This window comes from Bacillus sp. B-jedd (assembly GCF_000821085.1).
Lineage (GTDB): Bacteria > Bacillota > Bacilli > Bacillales > Cytobacillaceae > Bacillus_D.
Genome location: NZ_CCXR01000001.1, coordinates 2,411,962 through 2,431,559 on the forward strand (window position 1 = coordinate 2,411,962; position 19,598 = coordinate 2,431,559).

Genomic DNA, 19,598 nt, shown 5'->3' on the forward strand with positions numbered 1-19,598 from the left:
TTTTCATTCCTCCGCATCCGTATCGAGCCAATCGTTAAAGTAAGCCCGAGGTACTTGGAAATAGTCCATTGTATATTTAAGGAATCCAGCGGTGTTTACTTCCCTGTATTTAAAGTGATTGTAGTAACTGGCTAAATAATTCATCGCCGCTGTTTTTTCATCTGCTGCCCCTTTGACCCGGTAGTTATCGTGTACAAGCCTGTATAGGTTCAATGCAGGCTGGCCATAGACGAACCCGGTATGCTTTACTTTGTCCACAGGCGTATTGGAGTATTGCCGATTGATCTTTTCCTCCTCTATGCTTTTCATTCTATTATTGGATAACTCCTGGGCCAAGCCAAGCGGTTCATCTTCCTTAATATAAAAGTACATATTTGTCGCAAACTCTGTAAATCCTTCGTCTATCCATGGCTCATGAAAGGAATCATTCGCGACGACCCCATAGAAATACTGATGGGCGATTTCATGGACAATCGCAATTTTGAAAAAGCTATCAAAATCATGATATGGATTTACTGTCACCGCGCCTGGATATTCCATGTTCTGCCCCAAATCCAGAATTAGATCCAGCTGCTTATGCGGATACTCGCCAATTTTCTCCTGATAAAAGGACAGTGCACTTTTAGCCAAGCCGAGCGCTACCTTTGGATCCCGGTTATGGTCATTTTTCGAAAACAGTCTAATGTCCACACCCTTGGACTTTTCATGATAGACGTCCATGTCTTTAACAAGCGCAATAAAAAAGTCCCTAACTTTCTCGGCTTCCGCCCGGCCTTCCTTTTTTGGCTTTTCCGGGTCTTGATCTGAAGTCGAGATAAACGAATATCCCTCCGGCAGGGCATACTTAATTTTATAATCAGAAAAACCTGTATGGAATGTTTCCAACCCGTTTGTGAATTCTTCTTTATTCCATTTCCCTTTCTGGAAAGTTGCCAGCATCGGATACCATTGGGCCAAGTAATAGTTATCACCTACCCTTGAAAGCCTGCTGCCTTCCTCGGGAAGTTCCATTATATAAGAGAAGCTGGCCATTACTTTATTTCCCATTTTCATTTTCTTTGGAAGTTTTAACGTTAATGTATCATTCTCCAGTGTGAAAGAAACCTTCTTCCCGTCCACTTTTATACTTTTTATCTCCACTTGCGAGTGGCCTTTAACAGTTTCATACGGATGGCCTTCACGGAAGGAATTTGGTATGAAATAAAAAACGAGTTCTTCCCAGTTTTTTTCTGATAAGTTTTTGACAGCTACATTTGCATCAACAGAAAAGGTTCCTGTTTCGTCCATCTTTAAGCCAATATCATAGCTTGCCTGGCTATAGTTTTTGACACCTACATCATTATTTCTCGTTGCATATACGAATGTCCCCGAAAAAAAGAGGAGCAGGATTAATATGATTAGCGCGAGCTTCTCCCCACGAAGAGGCCAAAACCTCTTTGTTCCGCCGAATTCTTTTCGTTTAGGCTGCAAAACCGGCTCAAATCCTGTTTTAATCCACGGCATCCGCTGGTAATTAGACTGGAAGCGATTTTTAAGCCCATTAGCGAGCAGGCTGAACGATAAAGTAGTAATGAGCAGTACAGTCAGTGGAACAGTCAGGACATGATATGTACCATAAATATTACCCCTGGCCTGGCCAACAAGGCCTGCCAGCTCGTTAGTCATTGAAAAATAAAGCAAGGGGTCAAATGTCATCTTTGTCCCGCCGACAAAAATGTTGACTAGTGCCAGCTGCCCCATAATTGTAATGACATAAACAATCTCCAAAATGAACATAACCGTGAGCGACTCTTTCATCTGTGGGAAAATATGCTGCCAAATGATCCTATTCCTGCTGGCGCCCAATGTTCTTGCCGCCTCTACAAAGACAGACTTATTTATTTCCTCTGTTTTTTTCCTGATTGAGGAAACAATGCTTGGGGTGCTGATTGCCGCAGTGATGACAATAAAGTAAACAATCAGCTTAAAAGTGCTGATAACTGGATTAAAATTTATTGGCATAAGGAAAAAATACAAAATAATGAATAGAGGGACATAGCTCCATGCTTTTTCAAACGCCTCAACCCATCCGGGTACCCTTTTCAGCATGCCTGCGTAGAGGCCGATCAGTGTCCCTAAAGCCATTTTCAAAACAGTAACGGCGATTGAAATAAAAATAGTATATTTTAAACCATGAAGGATATAGGTAAGCAAATCATACCCCCAACGGTTGGTTCCCAGTGGATATTCCTTCATTTTAAATGGTTCTACAGGCGGGGCGACAATCGTACCGCCCGTATATTTTGCCTCGAGCTGTTCGGTAAGGTTATGCGGGGCAAGGATGCTGCCAAACAATGCAATAAAAATGAGGATTGCGACCATAAAAACCCCGAGGTACAATGCATAATTAATTTTCATCAATTTATTCATAAATGAATCCCCGCTTGAACAAATAGATTGCCACCCTTACTACGGCATACGTTATGAAAGAAATCAACAGCATGGAAAAAAGCCCAATAGCTACCGGCTGCATTGAGCCATTTTGAAAAATGAATTTCGTAATTCCCGGAACGTTCATCAAATATTCAATAATAAATAAATTGCCAATCGCCAAGGAAATGACCTTTGTCAATTCGGCATTGATAAACGGTTCAATGTTCTTAAAAATATGCTGGAAGTTTATATAATTCGGTGCGAGCCCTTTTGCCACAGCCGTCCTCACAAAATCTTCCCCGCTTGCTTGGTAATACTTGACCGCGACAATCTTAAAAAGATATAAAGTAGGCGCAATGGCAGTAAGAATCATCGGAAACCAAATATTCAACGCTCCAGAATCGGGAATTAAAGACACTACCCTGATCCCTGTTGCCTTATAGAACTTTATGGCAAGAATCAGAGATATAATGATTAAAATAAAATCCGGTATAGACGCAAGTAAATTTAAAAAAGCATTAAAAACTTTCGTCAGCCTGAATCGGCTGATAAAAATCCCAAAAATGAGACTGAAAAATACACCAATTCCTACCCCGGTAAGAATTATATACAGGCTGGTCAGAAAATTGTCCCCTATATCTTCGGAAATGAGCCGGGTTTTTCCGGCTAATTCATATGTACCCAGACCGCCTTCCTGCAGGCTGCTGAAAAAAGATCCAAAAAGCGTGGGAATATTCCCAACCTCCCATTTTATCCCTTGGGTTTCCGGATTGACCATGACAATAGCTGGCAGTGCAGCTAAAAATAATATAAGTACTATGATAATAAGCGCCTGCTGAAAAAAACGAACCATTATTTCTACCCCCTAGAATAAGACGCATATTCGCTTTTTATGTTACAAATATTAAACAATTTAAATAATTGGCACTTTTCAACGTAACACATTTGAAATAAAAATAAAAGAACCTGTTTACATTGAAATAAAAATTCCTATCCCAGTGGGTAGGAATTGGTTGATTTCCGCTCTCGGCATTTCGCTTTCCACGGGGCGAAGCATCTACTTGAACCAACTTCATGAGACACATCTATGAATTGGCTTCGTGCTGCTTTGCGACGAGCTGAAGGTTCGCTTCCCCGAATAATCTGTAGCGCAGGAGCACTCTTTATGGTGCCTCCTCGGCGCCTGTGGGGTAACCCCTTGCCGCTCACAACCGGCTTCTTCGAATGGGCTTTGCACGAAGGAAACGCGATAGCGTTTTCGAGGAGTCTACATGCCTGAGCTCCAATCAACCAGCTTATTCACATAAAATAGTGTCATTATTAAGTTCAATCTATATAGCAAAAAAAAGAAACAGCATCCGCTGTTTCCATCGATTACGCTTTAAATACTCCGCCTAATCCTTTCAGGAGTGCGGAGGCCTGGCTCATTGCATTGATCGCCTGCCCTGCTGTGTTGACCATTTTGTTAATATCAATCGATCCGTCCTGTGACTTAAAAGAATTAAGAACCGAATTCATCCCGCTTTTCTGTTTTGGCTGGAGTATATTTTTCGGATAGGGGTTCATCGGCATATACGGCATGCCTTGAGATTGCCATTGTTGATGGCCAAATTGCGGATTTCCCTGTTGTTCAAGCGGATTTTTAAATAGAAAATGCCCCTCCTGCTCTCCCGTCCCAAAGTAGGGCGTCTGCCAGGGCACTGACCCCTGGGTTTGGGCGGGATGCTGTATTGGCTGGCCGCCCCACGCTTGCTGGTGCATGGGTGGAATGGGCGCCTGCAGCATGTGGGAGGGATAAGGATTAAAAACACCCTGTTCGATTAGCGGATTCGGCTGCCCTGGATAATAGTGATTTCTTTCGTATGGAACCATTTTCATCCATTCCCTTTCCTCAACATTCGCTCTTTTTATTGTATGTAGCGGAAAAGTAGGCGTGAATAATTTCAATGAGCCACATTGTCGAATCAATGAAAGGTTTGTCGGAAGTTTCAATTTTTAAAAACCTTTTATTTCCTGCAGTGCATGTTACGATAAAAGAAACATGGAAAGGAGCGCAAATCAATGGATATGATCATGTTAAAGGAGCTTTTTTTTCAAAACAGGAGACAACGCCCCGAATGTGCAAATGAGCTAAGAGATTATGCCCGAAATCTTTATATCCAAAATGACATTACTGCCGCTGAATTCCGAAGCCTCATCAGGGAACTGGAAGCAGAAGGTGCGACTGTTCCTGAAATACTTGAAAAAGAGATGTTCACTTAATTAATAGCCCGCCTAAAAGGGCGGGTATCCACAAAGCGGTCAACTAACCTTTTCCAATATCTTCTGTAAGGTATACTCGACTGTCCTGCTTGAATTCATGAATGTATAACGGCTGGTTTTAATATAAAAGGCTTGGATTGCCAGCCGCTCAAGATGCTCATTAACCATCTCGATTTGTTTTGTGGTAATCCCTTCCTGGCTTAGGATTGCACTATGTTCCATGGCAATCTCTTTCCACTTATTATTTATTGCAGTTACTTCATCGGCGAATGGTTTAACCTCCATATAAAAATCCCCATCCGTCCCCTTCTTCCTTGCATTTTCAAAAATAGAAACACACTGCCTGTTATAATCCAATAATTTTAGTGTTAAAGTCCGTAAATCTTCCATAGTGTTTTGCCCCCATATAAAATTAAGGCTCTGTTTTCATTAATTGTTGATTTCCACTTCGGAGACATGCTTTCCGCGGGGCGGACCGTGGAGCCTCCTCGGCGTCATAGACGCCTGTGGGGTCTCCACGTGCCGCTTCATCCCGCCGGAGTCAGTCCCCTTCGTTCCAATCAACGCTATTGAAATCAACAATCACCTTTAACAAAGCCATAATAAAAATAGCCATGAGATCCATGGCCCGTTTTATATATTCAGTTTATCTCTTCTCAATAGCCAAATTCAACTTTAGGGATAGTACAGGCTGGCTGCCTTTTTTCATTTGTATCAGTTATGGATGTTTCCCCAGCCATTTCCTCGGCCTTTAATATTCTGGCATCCATCTTCTCCAATTTTTTCAAATGATGATCGACTAATTGGCTGGATAAACCGGAACAAGCATCATCAATCGCTGCCTCCAGCCTTTCAAGCTGCAACTGTATTCCCGAAAGCTTGGACAGCAACAATTCCTTTTGCTCATTTACATTCACCATTATCCATTCCCCTTTCAGTTTGTAGTGTAGAATGCTTTTTTTCCGTGCTTTTATTTACCTATTTCTTGATGTACAGTCTGTATCCTTCCCGGTTGACAAAACTAGAACTAAACAGCCAAAGAAAGTGGGCAATTGACTCTTTTTGCAGAGTTTATCTTTATATTACGACAAAGTTATTTGTAGAAAGTGTTTACGATGGGAAGACTTATTAATGGAGGTGTTTATGGAATGAAGAGAAAGGGTAATGAGAAAAAAAATCAGCCAGCTAAAGACCCAAGAAAAACCGGTTTTGGGGATAAAAAACTCATCGGTGAGAACAGGCCGGCTGAGTAACGGCCTATTCATCTAGTGTATGGCAGTTTTCCGATTGCTCGGATGGATAGAGCATAATTTGTATTGCAAAAAAGCAAGGAATTCCTTGCTTTTTTACATTTTCCAGGAATTATGATCTAACGCTTTCCTGATTGCAACGAGTGCGTTCATTTGATCACGTTTCCTTATATACCAATCGGTCAAATGGATTGGCTCCTTTTGTTTTACCGGAAAGTACAATTTACTAATTGGGGCCCGCCTTCCCTTGCTCCAGTCAGCATATTTATGACGGTGATGCTCGATTACAGGAAATGCAGTTCTTAAGAACGGGGTCTCACGCCTTACTCCTGGGCGAAAATATTTTTCAAAATCATAACGGGAACCGGTGTGTGTTGTTTTATCTGCAAATTCAAGAAAATAAGAAAACAGTCTCGGATCGAATAGTATTTTTGCGAGCCTTTTTCCCAAGTCAATCCTATTGGACACCTTTTTAAATCCTGTGACACTGGCCCCGTAAACTTCCCCGCCGCATGTCGGAAAAAGCACACAGCTAAAATGGAACCAGTCCTGAAGCATGAATTCCGGGGAAAAGAATACCCGGCGTTTATAAAATGGATGCTCTATAATTGGTTTTTGTATGACGTTTTGCTCATTAATGATCAACGCTGTTGTTAGCCTATTTTTATCATGGGTGTCCCAAAATATAGGCCATTCCTTTTGCATAAAGACTGAAACGTTAAAATATTTCAGAAGATGAAACAGAGGACGGCTGTATTTCGTCGAATATTGATAGAGAAGGAGTTGGGGGTATACATCATGGAAAATAAGCCAATTTGCACGTTCATAGGTGAGAAACAACTGTTTCCTCGTTGGGGAAGATAGTAAATGGGGAAAGATGCTCCCTTCAAGGTCACACATATTCCAACCGCCATTGCGGGATACCATGCTTGCTAAAAAAGACCAAATGATATCCGGATTTTTTTTAAAATAGTTGAAATACGCTTCTGTCCGGGTAATATTATCAATATTCCTTCTTGCGGTTTCCTTAATAATTTCATCAATTATGCAGGATTCTGAAATCATCATGTTTACTTCCTCTGAAAAATAGGGATATAATCCTCGAATAGGAGAAAATCGATTGGCGCTTTTTACAGCCCCCAGAAAGCAAAGTACCTGGAACGAAAATATCATTATATATAGGTTGGCACCATATTCATTATTTATTCAGCATCAACCTGTAAGTTTTTGATATGATAAGATGTACATTGTGAGGTGCCTATCATGATCAACTATCCAAACGGTAAGAAATATACTGCCGGTGACATTATAGCCGGACAAACAAGAAAGCCTAAACCAGTAACCTCTTATGGAAACCGGGGAATGACACTTGAAGAGGATTTAAATAATACAAATCTTTACTATTTAAGCAGGGGAATTGCAGTCATCCATAAAAAACCAACCCCTATTCAAATCGTCCAAGTGGATTATCCGAAACGGAGCGCTGCTGTTATAAAAGAGGCGTACTTCAAGCAAGCATCGACAACAGATTATAATGGTGTTTATAAAGGAAAATATATTGATTTCGAGGCAAAAGAAACTCAAAATAATACCTCTTTCCCCTTGAAGAATTTTCATGAGCATCAAATCCGCCATATGGAGGCAGTTTTATCCCAAGGAGGCGTATCTTTTGTTATTTTGCGTTTTGCGGCTACGGAAGAAGTTTTTCTGCTCGATGCCGCCCATCTACTCCGCTTCTGGTCCAGAATGGAGCAAGGCGGAAGAAAATCGATTACGAAACAAGAAATCATGGAAGTTGGGCGGTTGATTCCAACTGGATACCAGCCCCGGCTCGATTACCTTCGTGTAATCGATGAATTTTATCAATAATTTACCAGATTTGCTTTTGTTGGAAAGGAAGGAAAAAGAATGTCAAACAATTATAAATCCAGGGAGGAACGAAGGAAGCAGTTAAAACAGAATCAAACTAAAAAACAAAAACCCGCCCCATCAAAGGCAGGAATGTTTAAAAAGATTTTTCTGATTCTGATTGCTCTCGGCATAGCAGGAATGCTGACCGGAGTGGCCACCTTTGCTTTTCTTGTCCAGGATGCACCCAAGCTGGATAAAAAACTTTTAAAAGATCCAATCCCTTCAAAAATCCTTGATAGAGATGGAAATGTCATCAGGGAAGTCGGAACAATAAAAAGGGAGTATGTTGAGTACAAGGATATCCCCAAACTCGTTGAGCAGGCCTTTCTTGCAACAGAGGATGTGCGTTTTTATCAGCACCATGGCATAGACTTAATCCGCCTCGGCGGTGCTGTCATTGCCAACGTTAAAGATGGGTTCGGTTCTGAAGGAGCTTCAACAATTACCCAGCAGGTAGTCAAAAACTCATTTCTCTCCCATGAAAAAACAATAAAGAGAAAAGTACAGGAAGCTTGGCTTTCCTACCAGCTTGAACAGAAGTATACAAAGCAGGAAATTTTCGAGATGTATGTCAACAAGATTTATATGTCACGAAATATGCATGGAGTGGCGACAGCTTCCAAGGAATATTTCAATAAAGACCTTAAAGATTTAAAGCTCCATGAAGCTGCCCTGCTTGCCGGGATGCCGCAGAGCCCGAATAATTACAACCCATTCGAGCATCCGGATAAAGCTGAACGGAGAAGGAATATCGTCCTTTACCTTATGAACCAGCATGGATTCATATCCAAGGAAGAAATGAAAAAAGCACAAAGCATTCCGGTCACTTCAAGCCTAGTACCGGAAGATAAAAGGCCGAAAGATGAAGAACCGTATAATTCGTTTGTGGATGCAGTGATAAAAGAGGTAAATAAGGCAGGAAAATTCGATATTTTTTCAGATGGCCTTACTATCTACACAACGCTTGATCCAAATGCCCAGCAGTATGTGGAAAAAATGATGTATTCTGATGAAATCATTAAATTCCCGGATGATAAGTTCCAGGCAGGGATTGTCATGCTTGATACGAAAACCGGGGAAATCAGGGCAATTGGAGGCGGACGGAACAAAGACGTCAAGCGAGGCTTCAATTTCGCCACCGATATTAAAAGGCAGCCAGGTTCCACGATCAAACCAATCCTTGACTATGGACCTGCTATCGAACACTTGCAATGGGGAACCTACCATATGCTCGAAGACAAGAAAACTAAGTATTCTACTGGGAAAGAGTTCGGAAACTGGAATGACCGATATGATGGCTGGATGACGATCAGGCAGGCCTTGGCAAAATCAAAAAATACGATTGCTGTCCAAACCTTGCAGGAAGTTGGCACTGAAAAAGCGAAAGAGTTCGCAATTAAACTCGGAATTCCACTGAAAGAAATCTACGAAACCTATGCAATAGGCGGCCTGGGAGGAAAAACGGTCGGAGTATCACCTCTTGAAATGGCTGGTGCATATAGTGCATTTGGTAATAATGGCTTTTATACCGACCCATACGCCGTAAAGAAAATCAAACTGCGGGATGGCACTGAAATCGACTTGGCCCCTGAAACAAAGGTTGTCATGAAAGACTATACAGCCTTCATGATTACAGACATGCTGAAAAGTGTGCTGGAACCTGGCGGCACTGGTGTCAATGCTAAAATTCCGGGACTACCGGCTGCTGGTAAAACCGGGACAACCAACTACACGGATGATGAATTAAGGAAATATAAAATCAGTAAGAGCGCTGTGCCTGATGCATGGTTCGCAGGCTATACCACCAACTTTACCATAGCCGTCTGGACCGGCTATGAAAGCAGGTCAATGCCAATCCAGGCGGGCCCCGATCAAAAAATAGCACAGGCTATGTATAAAAATCTGATGCAATACGTGTCAAAGGATGTCAAGACTTCAGATTTCGCGATGCCAAAGAGCGTCGAGCAAGTGAAAATCGAGAAAGGGACGATACCAGCCAAGCTTGCAGGACCATATACGCCAAGCGGGCAAGTGCTTTATGAATATGCTGTTAAAGGCAAAAAGCCAACACAAGTATCGGAGAAATACGATAAGCTCGATGCACCTACAGGCCTGAACGCGCGTTACAATAAAGATGCCAATACAATTTCCGTTGATTGGAAACAGAGCGAAGCTGGAGCCAATTATTCAATTTCTATTAGCAAGAATGGCAGCTCCCTTCTGACAGACAGCACATCAGGTAAATCCTTTGAGATTTCAAATGTTGAAGCTGGTGCAACCTATACAATTGCTGTAACAGCGAGCAAAGATGGCCTCACCAGTGACCCGGCGACAATCAGCATCAAGGTTCCTGAAAAGGCTCCCGACCAAGGAAACGGCGGGAACAATGGAAACGGGAACGGAAATGGCAATAACGATGATGACGACGGAAACGGTGATGATGACGGCGGCGGAAATGATGACGGTTCTGGTGGCACTGGAGGAACCGGTGGCACTGGAGGAACCGGTGGTACTGGAGGAACTGGTGGTACTGGAGGATCCGGTGGCACTGGCGGTACCGGTGGCACTGGCGGTACCGGTGGCACTGGCGGTACTGGTGGAACTGGCGGTACTGGCGGTACCGGTGGTACCGGTGGTACTGGCGGGGATAGTAATCCCGGCAGATAAATTCTTCAAATATAAAGAAGGCGCGTTGCATTAAAGCAACGCGCCCTTTTTTTCTCGAAGTTCAATTTTTATTTTTTACTGAATTCGCAAAAAAGCGCTTTTTCTGTTCGTCAATCAATTCACCCAGTTGAATAAATGAATGGAATCCATCAGGCCGCTCAATAAGAAAAGCAATTCTTTCTTCACAATTTGCCGGCTTAATTGCCAATTCACCGACTTTTGGCAGATTTTGAAGGATTACGGGGACACCATTGCTCCAAAAAAGAAACTGAAGAAACAGGCTGATCCCTTTCTTCATGGAGCGTCTGATTTCCTCCTTCCTTCTCAACTTGTATAGGGAGTTAAGCTCTACCTTTATATCCTGCCAATCTTTCAAAAGCCGGGGGATCGATTTACCCGCGTCCAACCAAGGTCCATGAACAGTTTTATTGTGATAGTACTCCATTTCATGGATAAAATAAACCTCTTCAGTAGGATGGCCACTGTTAATTGAAAGGTTTTGCAAAATAAGTTCCTTAAAAAATGGATGGTCAAGTGCAACGGGTACAATACATTGCCTATCCGCTCTTTCATCCATTTCCAAGCAACCCTTTCATCCTCTTCTTTCCTTCCCTGCACACATCCAAAAGAGGACAGGTTGGGCATTGGGGATTTTGGGCTTTGCAATGATACCGGCCGAAAAAGATCATTCGATGGTGGGTTATGGACCATTCTTCCATCGGAACCTTTTTCATCAAGGTTTTTTCAACTTCCAATACCGAATCTTTCCATCTGCATATGCCTAGGCGCTTACTCACTCGTTCCACATGTGTATCCACTGCGATTGCCGGGATTCCATATGCAACAGAAACAACCACATTGGCAGTCTTCCTACCCACGCCCGGGAGTTTTGTTAATTCGTCCCTGTCCGAGGGAACTTCTCCTTCATAAGAATCCAATAACATTTGGCAAAGTTTTTGAATGTTTTTTGCCTTATTTCTGAAAAGGCCGATTGACCTAATGTCGTTTTGCAATTCTTCAAGGGATACAACCAAATAATCCTGGGGAGTTTGATACTTTTGAAAAAGTGAATTTGTCACTTTATTAACGAGAACATCTGTACATTGTGCGGACAAGGCAACTGCGATGACAAGTTCAAAGGGGTTCTTATGATTCAGTTCACAGTGGGCATCTGGAAACATTCTTCCCATTTCATCAAGGCAAAACCGGATTTGTTCTTTGTTCAGCAACTTTTTCCACCTGCTTTAATTAAAATCTTAACATCACTCATTATGCATCGGCTCCTTCCGCGTTATAAGCCTCGGGAACGTCATATGAGCCATTTCCATAGCGTTATTTATTGTATCTTTCATTCTTCCTTTATGTCCGCACGGTAAGGGCTTTGAAATTTTTGGCCGGACATAGGAAAAACGAGAGATGCTTCTCTCGCCTGATGTTTGTTTTTTATTGTTCAAGCCAATTATAAAACGGTACGGCTGCGACAGGCGGTTTTTGCCGGTCAAGAGGGCTAGTTTTTGCCTGCTGCCGCTGGCGGAATTTCTGGCTCTGTGTCCTTGCTTGCTCAATTGTTTTAATGCCGTTCTTTTTCCATTCAAACAGGATCCTGTCAATATACCTGAAATTGATTTTTCCCGACATGACGGCCTCCCTAAGGGCTGCCTTGATCAATAGCGGGCTGTGTTTATCATCATCCACCCACATTGCGAGCGTCTCACATTCAAATGGGGAAAGCGGCCTGCCAAATTCTTTTTCAAAAATCGTATATAAGTCCATTTCTTCCGTTTTCCTGCTGAGTTCCTTTTCATTCTGCTGTTTAAGAAGAAATTGCTCAATGAGTTTCTCCCAAAGCGGTTCGACCGAGTACTGTTCATACCCGATTCCTTCAGGGGAGTTTTCGTCAATGATTTCTATGTATCCTCTTTGGATCAGCTTCCTTAATAAATCTGTACATTCATTTACTGAAATCGTCATGCGTGAAGCAAGTTCTTCCGGAGTAGGAAAAAAATTTCCTTTCTGGGCATAATCCAGTATATTCATAATGACAGCCAAATCGTATTCATTTAATTTTAAACTTCTGTATTCAGAGAATAGCAAGGAAGGTATGGTTACACTTCCCTCTTTCATCCAGGCAAGGATACTAGATTTCATAATTCGACACCTCCTTTTCAGTATAGCATGAAATGCATGCCTCAAGTAAGGTATTCAGCCAGATAAGTTTTTAGGCGTAAAGAAAAAACCTGCCAAAATGGCGCATTTGGCAGGTTTTTTTGCAAATATTTACCTAAGGGTAAAGCCTGTTTAAAAGACGCGGGAAAGGAATAGTTTCCCTTACATGGTCGACACCGCTGATCCAGGCAACTGTCCTTTCAAGGCCAAGGCCGAAGCCCGAATGAGGAACAGAGCCATACTTTCGGAGTTCAAGGTACCAATTATAGGCTGATTCAGGCAGATTATGTTCTTCCAACCGTTGTTTAAGAAGCTCATAATCATGGATTCTTTCAGAACCGCCAATGATTTCACCGTATCCTTCAGGAGCAATCATATCGGCACAGAGGACAACATCATCACGTTCCGGATGAGGCTGCATGTAGAAAGGCTTCAAACCAGTCGGGTAATGGGTAATGAAAACCGGCTTGTCATAGCTTTCCGCAATGGCAGTTTCATGTGGCGCCCCGAAGTCATCGCCCCACTGTATATCCTCAAAACCCTTCTCGTGAAGTAGCTTAACAGCGTCATCATACGAAATCCTCGGGAAAGGAGCGGTTATTTGTTCGAGCTTTGAAGTATCGCGTCCAAGTGTTTTCAGTTCAATCTTGCAATTTTTAAGAACTGATTGAACAATATGGGATACATATTGCTCCTGGACAACAAGAATTTCTTCGAATTCCGTAAAAGCCATTTCAGGTTCAATCATCCAAAATTCAATCAGATGGCGCCTTGTTTTCGATTTCTCAGCGCGGAAAGTCGGCCCGAAAGAGAACACCTTGCCGAGAGCCATTGCCGCCGCTTCCATATAAAGCTGGCCGCTTTGTGACAGGTATGCTTCCTCATCGAAATATTTTGTATGGAACAGCTCGGTGGTTCCTTCAGGCGCGCTTCCAGTTAAAATTGGCGGATCAATTTTAACAAAACCGGCATCATTGAAAAACTCATAGGTGGATCTAATTATCTCATTCCTGATTTTCATGACCGCATGCTGGCGTTTCGAACGAAGCCATAAATGGCGGTTATCCATCAGGAATTCGGTGCCATGCTCTTTGGGGGTAATTGGATAATCCGAAGCAAGCTGGATCACCTCAATTCCATTCACATTCAGTTCATATCCAAGAGCCGACCTTTCATCCTTTTGAACGACTCCAGTCACATAGAGCGATGATTCCTGAGTGATTGATTTTGCAGCCTGAAATATTTCTTCGGGCACATCACTTTTAACGACGACTCCCTGGATAAAACCTGTTCCGTCCCGAAGCTGCAAAAATGCGATTTTTCCGCTTGAGCGCTTATTGGCAAGCCATGCGCCAATCTTTACTTCTTCCCCAACATGTTTATTCACTTCTGCAATGGTTGTTTTGATCACTTTTTATTCCCTCCAAAAACCTGCAAAACAAATGATATGTATCCACCCTATTATACAGGTCTGAAAATTCGCTAGCAAGAGAGCTGAAAGAATCTGCCAGGCGCAGCTGCCTTCCCGCTCAATTTTTATACTTTTCTACGACAAACCTATTGATCCTGTTAATGGCTTCCTCCAACTTATCCAGAGAAGTGGCGTAAGAAAGCCTGATATTGTCGGGTGCCCCGAAACCTGAACCAGGGACGACCGCAACTTTCGCCTCTACAAGAATCGCTTCGGCAAACTCATCCGCATCACTAAAACCGCATTGGTCGACCGCTTCTTTCACATTCGGAAAAAGATAAAATGCGCCCTGCGGTTTTACACAACTGAAACCGGGAATGGCTGTCAGCTTTGGATAAATGATTTCCAGCCTGGATTCAAATGCTTTGCGCATCTCCTCAACAGGCTCCTGGGTTCCATTATATGCAGCTATCGCAGCATATTGGGCAGTTGTCGTCGGATTGGACGTACTGTGGCTGGCAAGGTTCGTCATTGCTTCAATAATTTCCTTTTTCCCCGCGGCATAGCCAATCCGCCAGCCGGTCATTGAATGGGATTTGGAAACTCCATTGACAAGAATGGTTTGCTCTCTTAATTTTGGTGAGATTTCCGCTATGGAAACATGGCGGGTGTTTCCATAAACCAGTTTTTCATAGATTTCATCCGAAACAATCAATACATTTTTCTTAAGGCATATTTCGCCTAGCGCTTCCAGTTCTTCTTTGGTATAGACCATGCCGGTAGGGTTTCCAGGCGAATTGATGATAACGGCTTTGGTTTTTTCATTAATTGCTGCTTCGAGTTGTTCCGGCGACAATTTATATTCTCTTTCTTCCGGACAGTTTACAATAACCGGGATTCCTCCAGCAAGTTTAACCTGTTCAGGATAGCTTACCCAGTATGGCGCAGGAACAATGACCTCATCCCCCTCGTCGAGCAGAACCTGAAACAAAGTATATAAAATGTGCTTGGCTCCGTTTCCGACAATAATTTCGCCCATACCATAGTTGATACCCTGATCCCTAGAAAACTTATCGATGATTGCTTTTTTAAGGGCAGGAAGCCCCGCGGAAGGAGTATATTTTGTCATTCCTTCATCCATTGACTTTTTGGCAGCATCGAGAATATGTACAGGAGTATTAAAATCGGGTTCTCCAGCCCCAAGGCCGATTATGCCAAGCCCCTGATCTTGTAATTCCTTTGCTTTTGCCGTGATCGCCAATGTCGGGGATGGCGAGAGTGCGAGTACCCTGCGGGCCAGTTTCGTTTCCATGCCGTAAAACCTCCTGTGAAAATTAAAGATTTTCTATTCTTTTATGCATTTCGCCTGTATCAAAATTAATATAATAATAATTCATTAAATTATTCCCGCTCGTATAATAAACTTCCCAAAACGGAATCCCATCCTCCATCCCAAGCCGGGCGGAGATTATTTTTTCGGGGTTTTTCTCTTCCTGCACTTTGCGAATCGCTTCATTTTTGGAAATGCCATCGCCTGCAAGCCTGACAACAGGTTCTTCCTCTTCTGCTTTTCCTTTTTGTTTTTCTGGAATCCAGACGATAATGCTTTCGCCTTTTTTATTTTTCCCTTCTACAACATAAACTGTTTCTTTGCCGTTATAGATGCGAAATCTCTGCTTTTCGTCCAATCCTCCATCCTTCCTTGCAATACTGATCACTTTATCCTCCACCGCCTTAATCGGCTTGGTGGAGTTCGAATAAATCCATCCAGCGATTGCCGCGAAAATACACAAAAATAAGGCAAAACCAATTAAAAACTTTTTCACTGTCTCTCCCCTTACGTTTTATATATCGTAAAGATTGCTTTTGAGTGGTCTTCGCTGTCAAGCGCAAGCCCGAACATTAAATCGCGGTCCTTGAGGTTTCTGTTCAAGGAATCGACCACCTTGTATAAATCCGGGGTATATTCAATTTTGACCGTTGAAATGACTTCTATTTTGCTTTCCATGCATTTTCCTCCAATGCGATGTTCGGAACGGCCTTATGCGGACCGTTTTTCCTCATTATATCAAGGATTTAAGGCAATAGTAAAAAACATTAATCGTTTAAATGCCGTATTATCAAAGCCATTTTTCAATTTCATTGACAAGTTCTTCAATATCAGCCTTTTTTATAGGTATTTCAGGTATTGATTGTAAAAATACCTTCCCATACGATGAAGCCCCGATCCGTTTATCGAAGATGACAATAACCCCTCTGTCTTCATCAGTTCTAATCAGTCTGCCGAAACCTTGCTTAAATCGTAAAACCGCTTCAGGAAGTGAGTATTCCGAAAAAGGCCTTCCTCCATTTTTCTCGATTTGTTCACATTTTGCTTTAGTCAGCGGTTCATCCGGGGAACTGAATGGTAGACGGACAACAATGAGACATGAAAGACCTTCCCCGGGAATATCGACTCCTTCCCAAAAACTATTAGTCCCAAACAAGACAGCCTTATCGTATTTCTGGAAGTTACGGGTCAGCCTTGATCTGCTTCCGCCCGTGATGCCCTGCGCAATCAGGGCGTACTCTGGAAGAAGCCCACTCTCTTTCACAAGCTCAAAAGTCTTTTTTAGCATATCATGTGAAGTAAACAGCACGAGGAGCCTGCCTTTTGCAGCCTCACAAATAGAGATGATCCTGGCGGAAACCTCCGCTATATAAGAGTCCTGTGAAACCGAGTTGATTTCCGGAACATCACTGGAAATGAACAGCTTGACATTGTCTTTGTAATTAAAGGGGGACGGGATTGAAATTGTATTTACGTATCTTGGTTCAAGCCCCAAAGCTTCAATCATATAACTGAATGATTGATTGACTGTCAAGGTTGCTGATGTCAAAACAACCGATTTCTTAAGGGAGAAGAATTTTTTAGATAAGGTTTCGGAAACAGTTACCGGCATCGCGAAAATTTCGGTAGCATTTTGCGGCACTCTGAGATCTGTTTCCACCCATTTCACAAATTCATCACCCGAAGTAAATACCCCAGTAAATTTTGCCCGCAACCCTTCCAGTTCTTCCTTGTATGCCGCCAATTCGGTCCCCAACGTGGCAGATGACCGCCCGGGAAGCACTATGGCCTTATCATACATTGATTGAACAATCCCTGATAAATCCCTTAACCGGAATATTAATCGTTCAGAGGCGTTATTAAGTGCCTGCCACTCCCTATTGTGCTCATGCCGATATATGACAGCCTTCAGCTTTTTGGAAGAGTTCTTCTTTGCTGCCTTAGAAGCGTAAGCAATCGATATTTTGAAGAATTCATCAAGATCGTATAAGGTATCGGCAAACAAATCATTTATATGCTGGATTTGCATCTTCTTACCGTTCTGGAACTGTGAAAGGGCCGAGACTGTTTTATAGAAAAGTTGCCGCTGTTCATATAGTCCAAATTGGTTTAGAGCCAACCTGATGCTTAAATAATCCAGCCGGATGCCTAAATGGCCCGCCGATGCTTTTTCAAAATGATGGCCTTCATCAAGAATTGCAAATGAATAGGCAGGAAGGACATTTCCTCCGGATTCGACATCAGAAAGAAGTAAGGAATGATTTGTAATTAATATGTCTGCTTCATCAGCCTTCTTCCTGGCTTTATTATAAAAGTCATGCTCATGCCATGGGTCTTGTTCCCGAAGAATTCCTTTTTCATTCCTGATTGTATTCCAATAAAGCTGGCCGCCGCTTGAAAGATTCAGTTCATCCCTGTCTCCATGGTCCGTATCCAAAAGCCAAATTAATATTTGCATTTTTGCCAGGACAATATCGTAATTGTCATTCTCTTCCTCAAGGCTTTTGGCAAATCTGCTTAACGATATGTAGTTGTTCTTTCCTTTTAACATAGCTGACTTAAAAGAAAATGGAACCATTCCAGACAGCAGGGGTATTTCTTTGGCAAGCAGCTGTTCCTGCAGCTGGATTGTATATGTGCTAATGATTACGCGGACTGCATGCAGCCTTGAAAAATAAACTGCCGGGAAAAGGTAGCCAAGTGACTTTCCAATACCTGTACCCGCTTCTATTAGGGCATGTGTACCATTTTGAAAAGAATGGAAAACCTCATCCATCATTTCAAATTGCCCTTCCCGTTTAACAAGCCGATAAGGCGATTGGCTAAAAAACTTCTGTTTATCTGAATCGCTCCAAGGATATTCCAATGAAGCTTCTGTTGATGTCTTGTCGCCCATCTGCCTTTCCTGTTTTTTAATGGCCAGGCCATTCACATAAACGATGGAATCAGGTAAGGTGCCCCTATCCGTCACTTTTATGGAACCAATTGAATGAAGAAGCAAATGGATATCGCTTTTTAACCCTTCAGACAGCAGGGCAAGCTGCCCGAGTGTCTTTTCGGGAAGTTTTTTTAATTTATCAAGAAATAGAAGGAACAGTTCGGCTGTAACAGTGGCATCGCTATCTGCCTGATGGGGCCTATCATGGGAAAGCCCTTCGCCAGCAGCAAGGTCCGCCAGTTTATAACTGTCTGCGGAAGGCTTAAGGAAACGGGCCATTTCAACCGTATCCAGTACCGGCCCAGCAAATGATTCTTCCCCGCAAAGTATTAATTCTTCCTGAAGAAAGCCCAAATCAAATAAGACATTATGGGCTACAAAGTAGGCGTCCTTTAGCAAAGAAGAAATTTTCGGGGCAATTTCCGAAAACAATGGGGCTTCACTAACATCATCGTCCGACAAGCCTGTCAATTCGCTAATAAACGGTGGTATGGGTTGAAGAGGATTTAATAGGGATGTATACGTGTCGGAAATCTTTCCACCTTCAATAACGACGGCAGCTATTTGAATAATCCTGTCGCCTTTTTTTGGTGAATTTCCAGTCGTTTCAAGGTCTACTACTACGAATTTTTTCGCCATTCTCTAAACACCCCAACTATTCTTACAAAACAAACCGTACCATAAAAACAGAAAAATAAAAAGCAGACTGATATGAAAAACAAACGCAACTGTATGACATGCAATTCCCCATCTGTTAATGCAATCATATAGTCCTGTCTCCTGAGTGGCCAGCACTCAAGCAACGGCGGTTGCATTTTAAAAAGAAAACCCCCTGCGTCGGGAGTTTTCTTGAATTACATAATGGTATTTGCAGGCTCGGCATGGATAAGTTCAACAATGTGGTTATTCTCATCCATGATCGCAACCTTCGGCTGATGGAAGGGTACCTTTTCTTCCGGGACGAGGACGTAAGAAATAATGATGACAACGTCACCTTCTTGGACAAGCCTGGCGGCAGCTCCATTCAGGCAGACGACACCGCTTCCCCGCTCCCCAGGTATGATATACGTTTCAAGCCTGGCGCCGTTATTATTGTTGACAATCTGGACTTTTTCATTAGCTGTCATTCCAACCGCATCGAGCAAATCTTCATCGATCGTAATACTGCCGACATAGTTAAGATTCGCTTCTGTTACGCGTGCACGGTGGATTTTTCCGTTCATCATGGTGCGGAACATTATTTACTCCTCC

General features: G+C 42.6%; 19 protein-coding genes. 3 read left to right on the plus strand and 16 right to left on the minus strand.

Annotated elements, in window-relative coordinates; translation table 11 throughout:
- Positions 1-3: 3 nt before the first annotated feature.
- From BN1002_RS11885 to BN1002_RS23030, 3 genes are all read right to left on the minus strand, one after another.
- The gene (locus tag BN1002_RS11885; protein WP_048825226.1) at positions 4-2,409 is read right to left on the minus strand and encodes an ABC transporter permease subunit; all 2,406 of its coding nucleotides are present in this window, start codon (positions 2,407-2,409) and stop codon (positions 4-6) included.
- Positions 2,402-3,265 (minus strand): ABC transporter permease subunit, encoded by an 864-nt coding sequence (locus tag BN1002_RS11890; protein WP_048825227.1) that lies wholly within the window; start codon positions 3,263-3,265, stop codon positions 2,402-2,404. The genes BN1002_RS11885 and BN1002_RS11890 overlap by 8 nt, the downstream gene beginning before the upstream one ends.
- Before the next feature lie 521 nt (positions 3,266-3,786).
- Positions 3,787-4,290 carry a YppG family protein gene (locus tag BN1002_RS23030; RefSeq protein ID WP_052445638.1) on the minus strand — a complete coding sequence of 168 codons (504 nt, stop codon included), beginning with the start codon at positions 4,288-4,290 and terminating at the stop codon, positions 3,787-3,789.
- A 183-nt stretch (positions 4,291-4,473) separates the two neighbouring features.
- On the opposite strand from BN1002_RS23030, the gene yppF reads away from it, so the two are divergent.
- The gene (gene yppF, locus BN1002_RS11900; RefSeq protein ID WP_048825228.1) at positions 4,474-4,674 is read left to right on the plus strand and encodes a YppF family protein; all 201 of its coding nucleotides are present in this window, start codon (positions 4,474-4,476) and stop codon (positions 4,672-4,674) included.
- Positions 4,675-4,713: 39 nt separating this feature from the next.
- On the opposite strand, the gene BN1002_RS11905 is transcribed toward yppF, so the two are convergent.
- The 4 genes from BN1002_RS11905 to BN1002_RS11915 all read right to left on the minus strand — a co-directional run bounded on the left by BN1002_RS11905 (position 4,714) and on the right by BN1002_RS11915 (position 6,992).
- The gene (locus tag BN1002_RS11905; protein ID WP_048825229.1) at positions 4,714-5,064 is read right to left on the minus strand and encodes a DUF1798 family protein; all 351 of its coding nucleotides are present in this window, start codon (positions 5,062-5,064) and stop codon (positions 4,714-4,716) included.
- Positions 5,065-5,103: 39 nt separating this feature from the next.
- Positions 5,104-5,256, minus strand: a complete 153-nt coding sequence (locus BN1002_RS23755) for a hypothetical protein (protein ID WP_156129716.1) — start codon at positions 5,254-5,256, stop codon at positions 5,104-5,106.
- 74 nt (positions 5,257-5,330) lie between these two features.
- The gene (locus BN1002_RS11910; RefSeq protein WP_048825230.1) at positions 5,331-5,594 is read right to left on the minus strand and encodes a hypothetical protein; all 264 of its coding nucleotides are present in this window, start codon (positions 5,592-5,594) and stop codon (positions 5,331-5,333) included.
- 426 nt (positions 5,595-6,020) lie between these two features.
- Positions 6,021-6,992 (minus strand): DUF2515 domain-containing protein, encoded by a 972-nt coding sequence (locus BN1002_RS11915; RefSeq protein WP_048825231.1) that lies wholly within the window; start codon positions 6,990-6,992, stop codon positions 6,021-6,023.
- A gap of 192 nt (positions 6,993-7,184) precedes the next feature.
- Between BN1002_RS11915 and recU the strand changes: the two genes are divergently transcribed.
- Complete coding sequence (gene recU / locus BN1002_RS11920) at positions 7,185-7,793, plus strand: Holliday junction resolvase RecU (RefSeq protein WP_231575108.1); 609 nt, start codon at positions 7,185-7,187, stop codon at positions 7,791-7,793.
- A gap of 39 nt (positions 7,794-7,832) precedes the next feature.
- Positions 7,833-10,502 (plus strand): transglycosylase domain-containing protein, encoded by a 2,670-nt coding sequence (locus BN1002_RS11925; RefSeq protein ID WP_048825233.1) that lies wholly within the window; start codon positions 7,833-7,835, stop codon positions 10,500-10,502.
- A 61-nt stretch (positions 10,503-10,563) separates the two neighbouring features.
- Here BN1002_RS11925 and BN1002_RS11930 read toward each other — a convergent pair whose 3' ends face one another.
- The 9 genes from BN1002_RS11930 to panD all read right to left on the minus strand — a co-directional run bounded on the left by BN1002_RS11930 (position 10,564) and on the right by panD (position 19,585).
- Entirely contained in the window at positions 10,564-11,079 is a 516-nt protein-coding gene (locus tag BN1002_RS11930; protein ID WP_148362770.1) for a YpoC family protein, read from the minus strand.
- Positions 11,072-11,731 carry an endonuclease III gene (nth, locus tag BN1002_RS11935; protein ID WP_048825235.1) on the minus strand — a complete coding sequence of 220 codons (660 nt, stop codon included), beginning with the start codon at positions 11,729-11,731 and terminating at the stop codon, positions 11,072-11,074. The genes BN1002_RS11930 and nth overlap by 8 nt, the downstream gene beginning before the upstream one ends.
- 214 nt (positions 11,732-11,945) lie before the next feature.
- Positions 11,946-12,650, minus strand: coding sequence for a DnaD domain-containing protein (locus tag BN1002_RS11940; protein ID WP_048825236.1), 705 nt, complete (start codon positions 12,648-12,650; stop codon positions 11,946-11,948).
- A 133-nt stretch (positions 12,651-12,783) separates the two neighbouring features.
- Positions 12,784-14,076, minus strand: a complete 1,293-nt coding sequence (gene asnS / locus BN1002_RS11945) for an asparagine--tRNA ligase (RefSeq protein ID WP_048827917.1) — start codon at positions 14,074-14,076, stop codon at positions 12,784-12,786.
- A gap of 121 nt (positions 14,077-14,197) precedes the next feature.
- Positions 14,198-15,391 carry a pyridoxal phosphate-dependent aminotransferase gene (locus tag BN1002_RS11950; protein ID WP_048825237.1) on the minus strand — a complete coding sequence of 398 codons (1,194 nt, stop codon included), beginning with the start codon at positions 15,389-15,391 and terminating at the stop codon, positions 14,198-14,200.
- Between the two features lie 22 nt (positions 15,392-15,413).
- Entirely contained in the window at positions 15,414-15,905 is a 492-nt protein-coding gene (locus BN1002_RS11955; protein ID WP_052445639.1) for a cell wall elongation regulator TseB-like domain-containing protein, read from the minus strand.
- Between the two features lie 11 nt (positions 15,906-15,916).
- On the minus strand, positions 15,917-16,087 hold the full coding sequence (locus BN1002_RS23305) for a YpmA family protein (protein WP_082036218.1): 171 nt from the start codon (positions 16,085-16,087) through the stop codon (positions 15,917-15,919).
- 112 nt (positions 16,088-16,199) lie between these two features.
- Positions 16,200-18,986, minus strand: a complete 2,787-nt coding sequence (gene dinG, locus BN1002_RS11960; protein ID WP_048825238.1) for an ATP-dependent DNA helicase DinG — start codon at positions 18,984-18,986, stop codon at positions 16,200-16,202.
- Positions 18,987-19,201: 215 nt separating this feature from the next.
- Entirely contained in the window at positions 19,202-19,585 is a 384-nt protein-coding gene (gene panD / locus BN1002_RS11965; protein ID WP_048825239.1) for an aspartate 1-decarboxylase, read from the minus strand.
- Between the last annotated feature and the right edge of the window lie 13 nt (positions 19,586-19,598).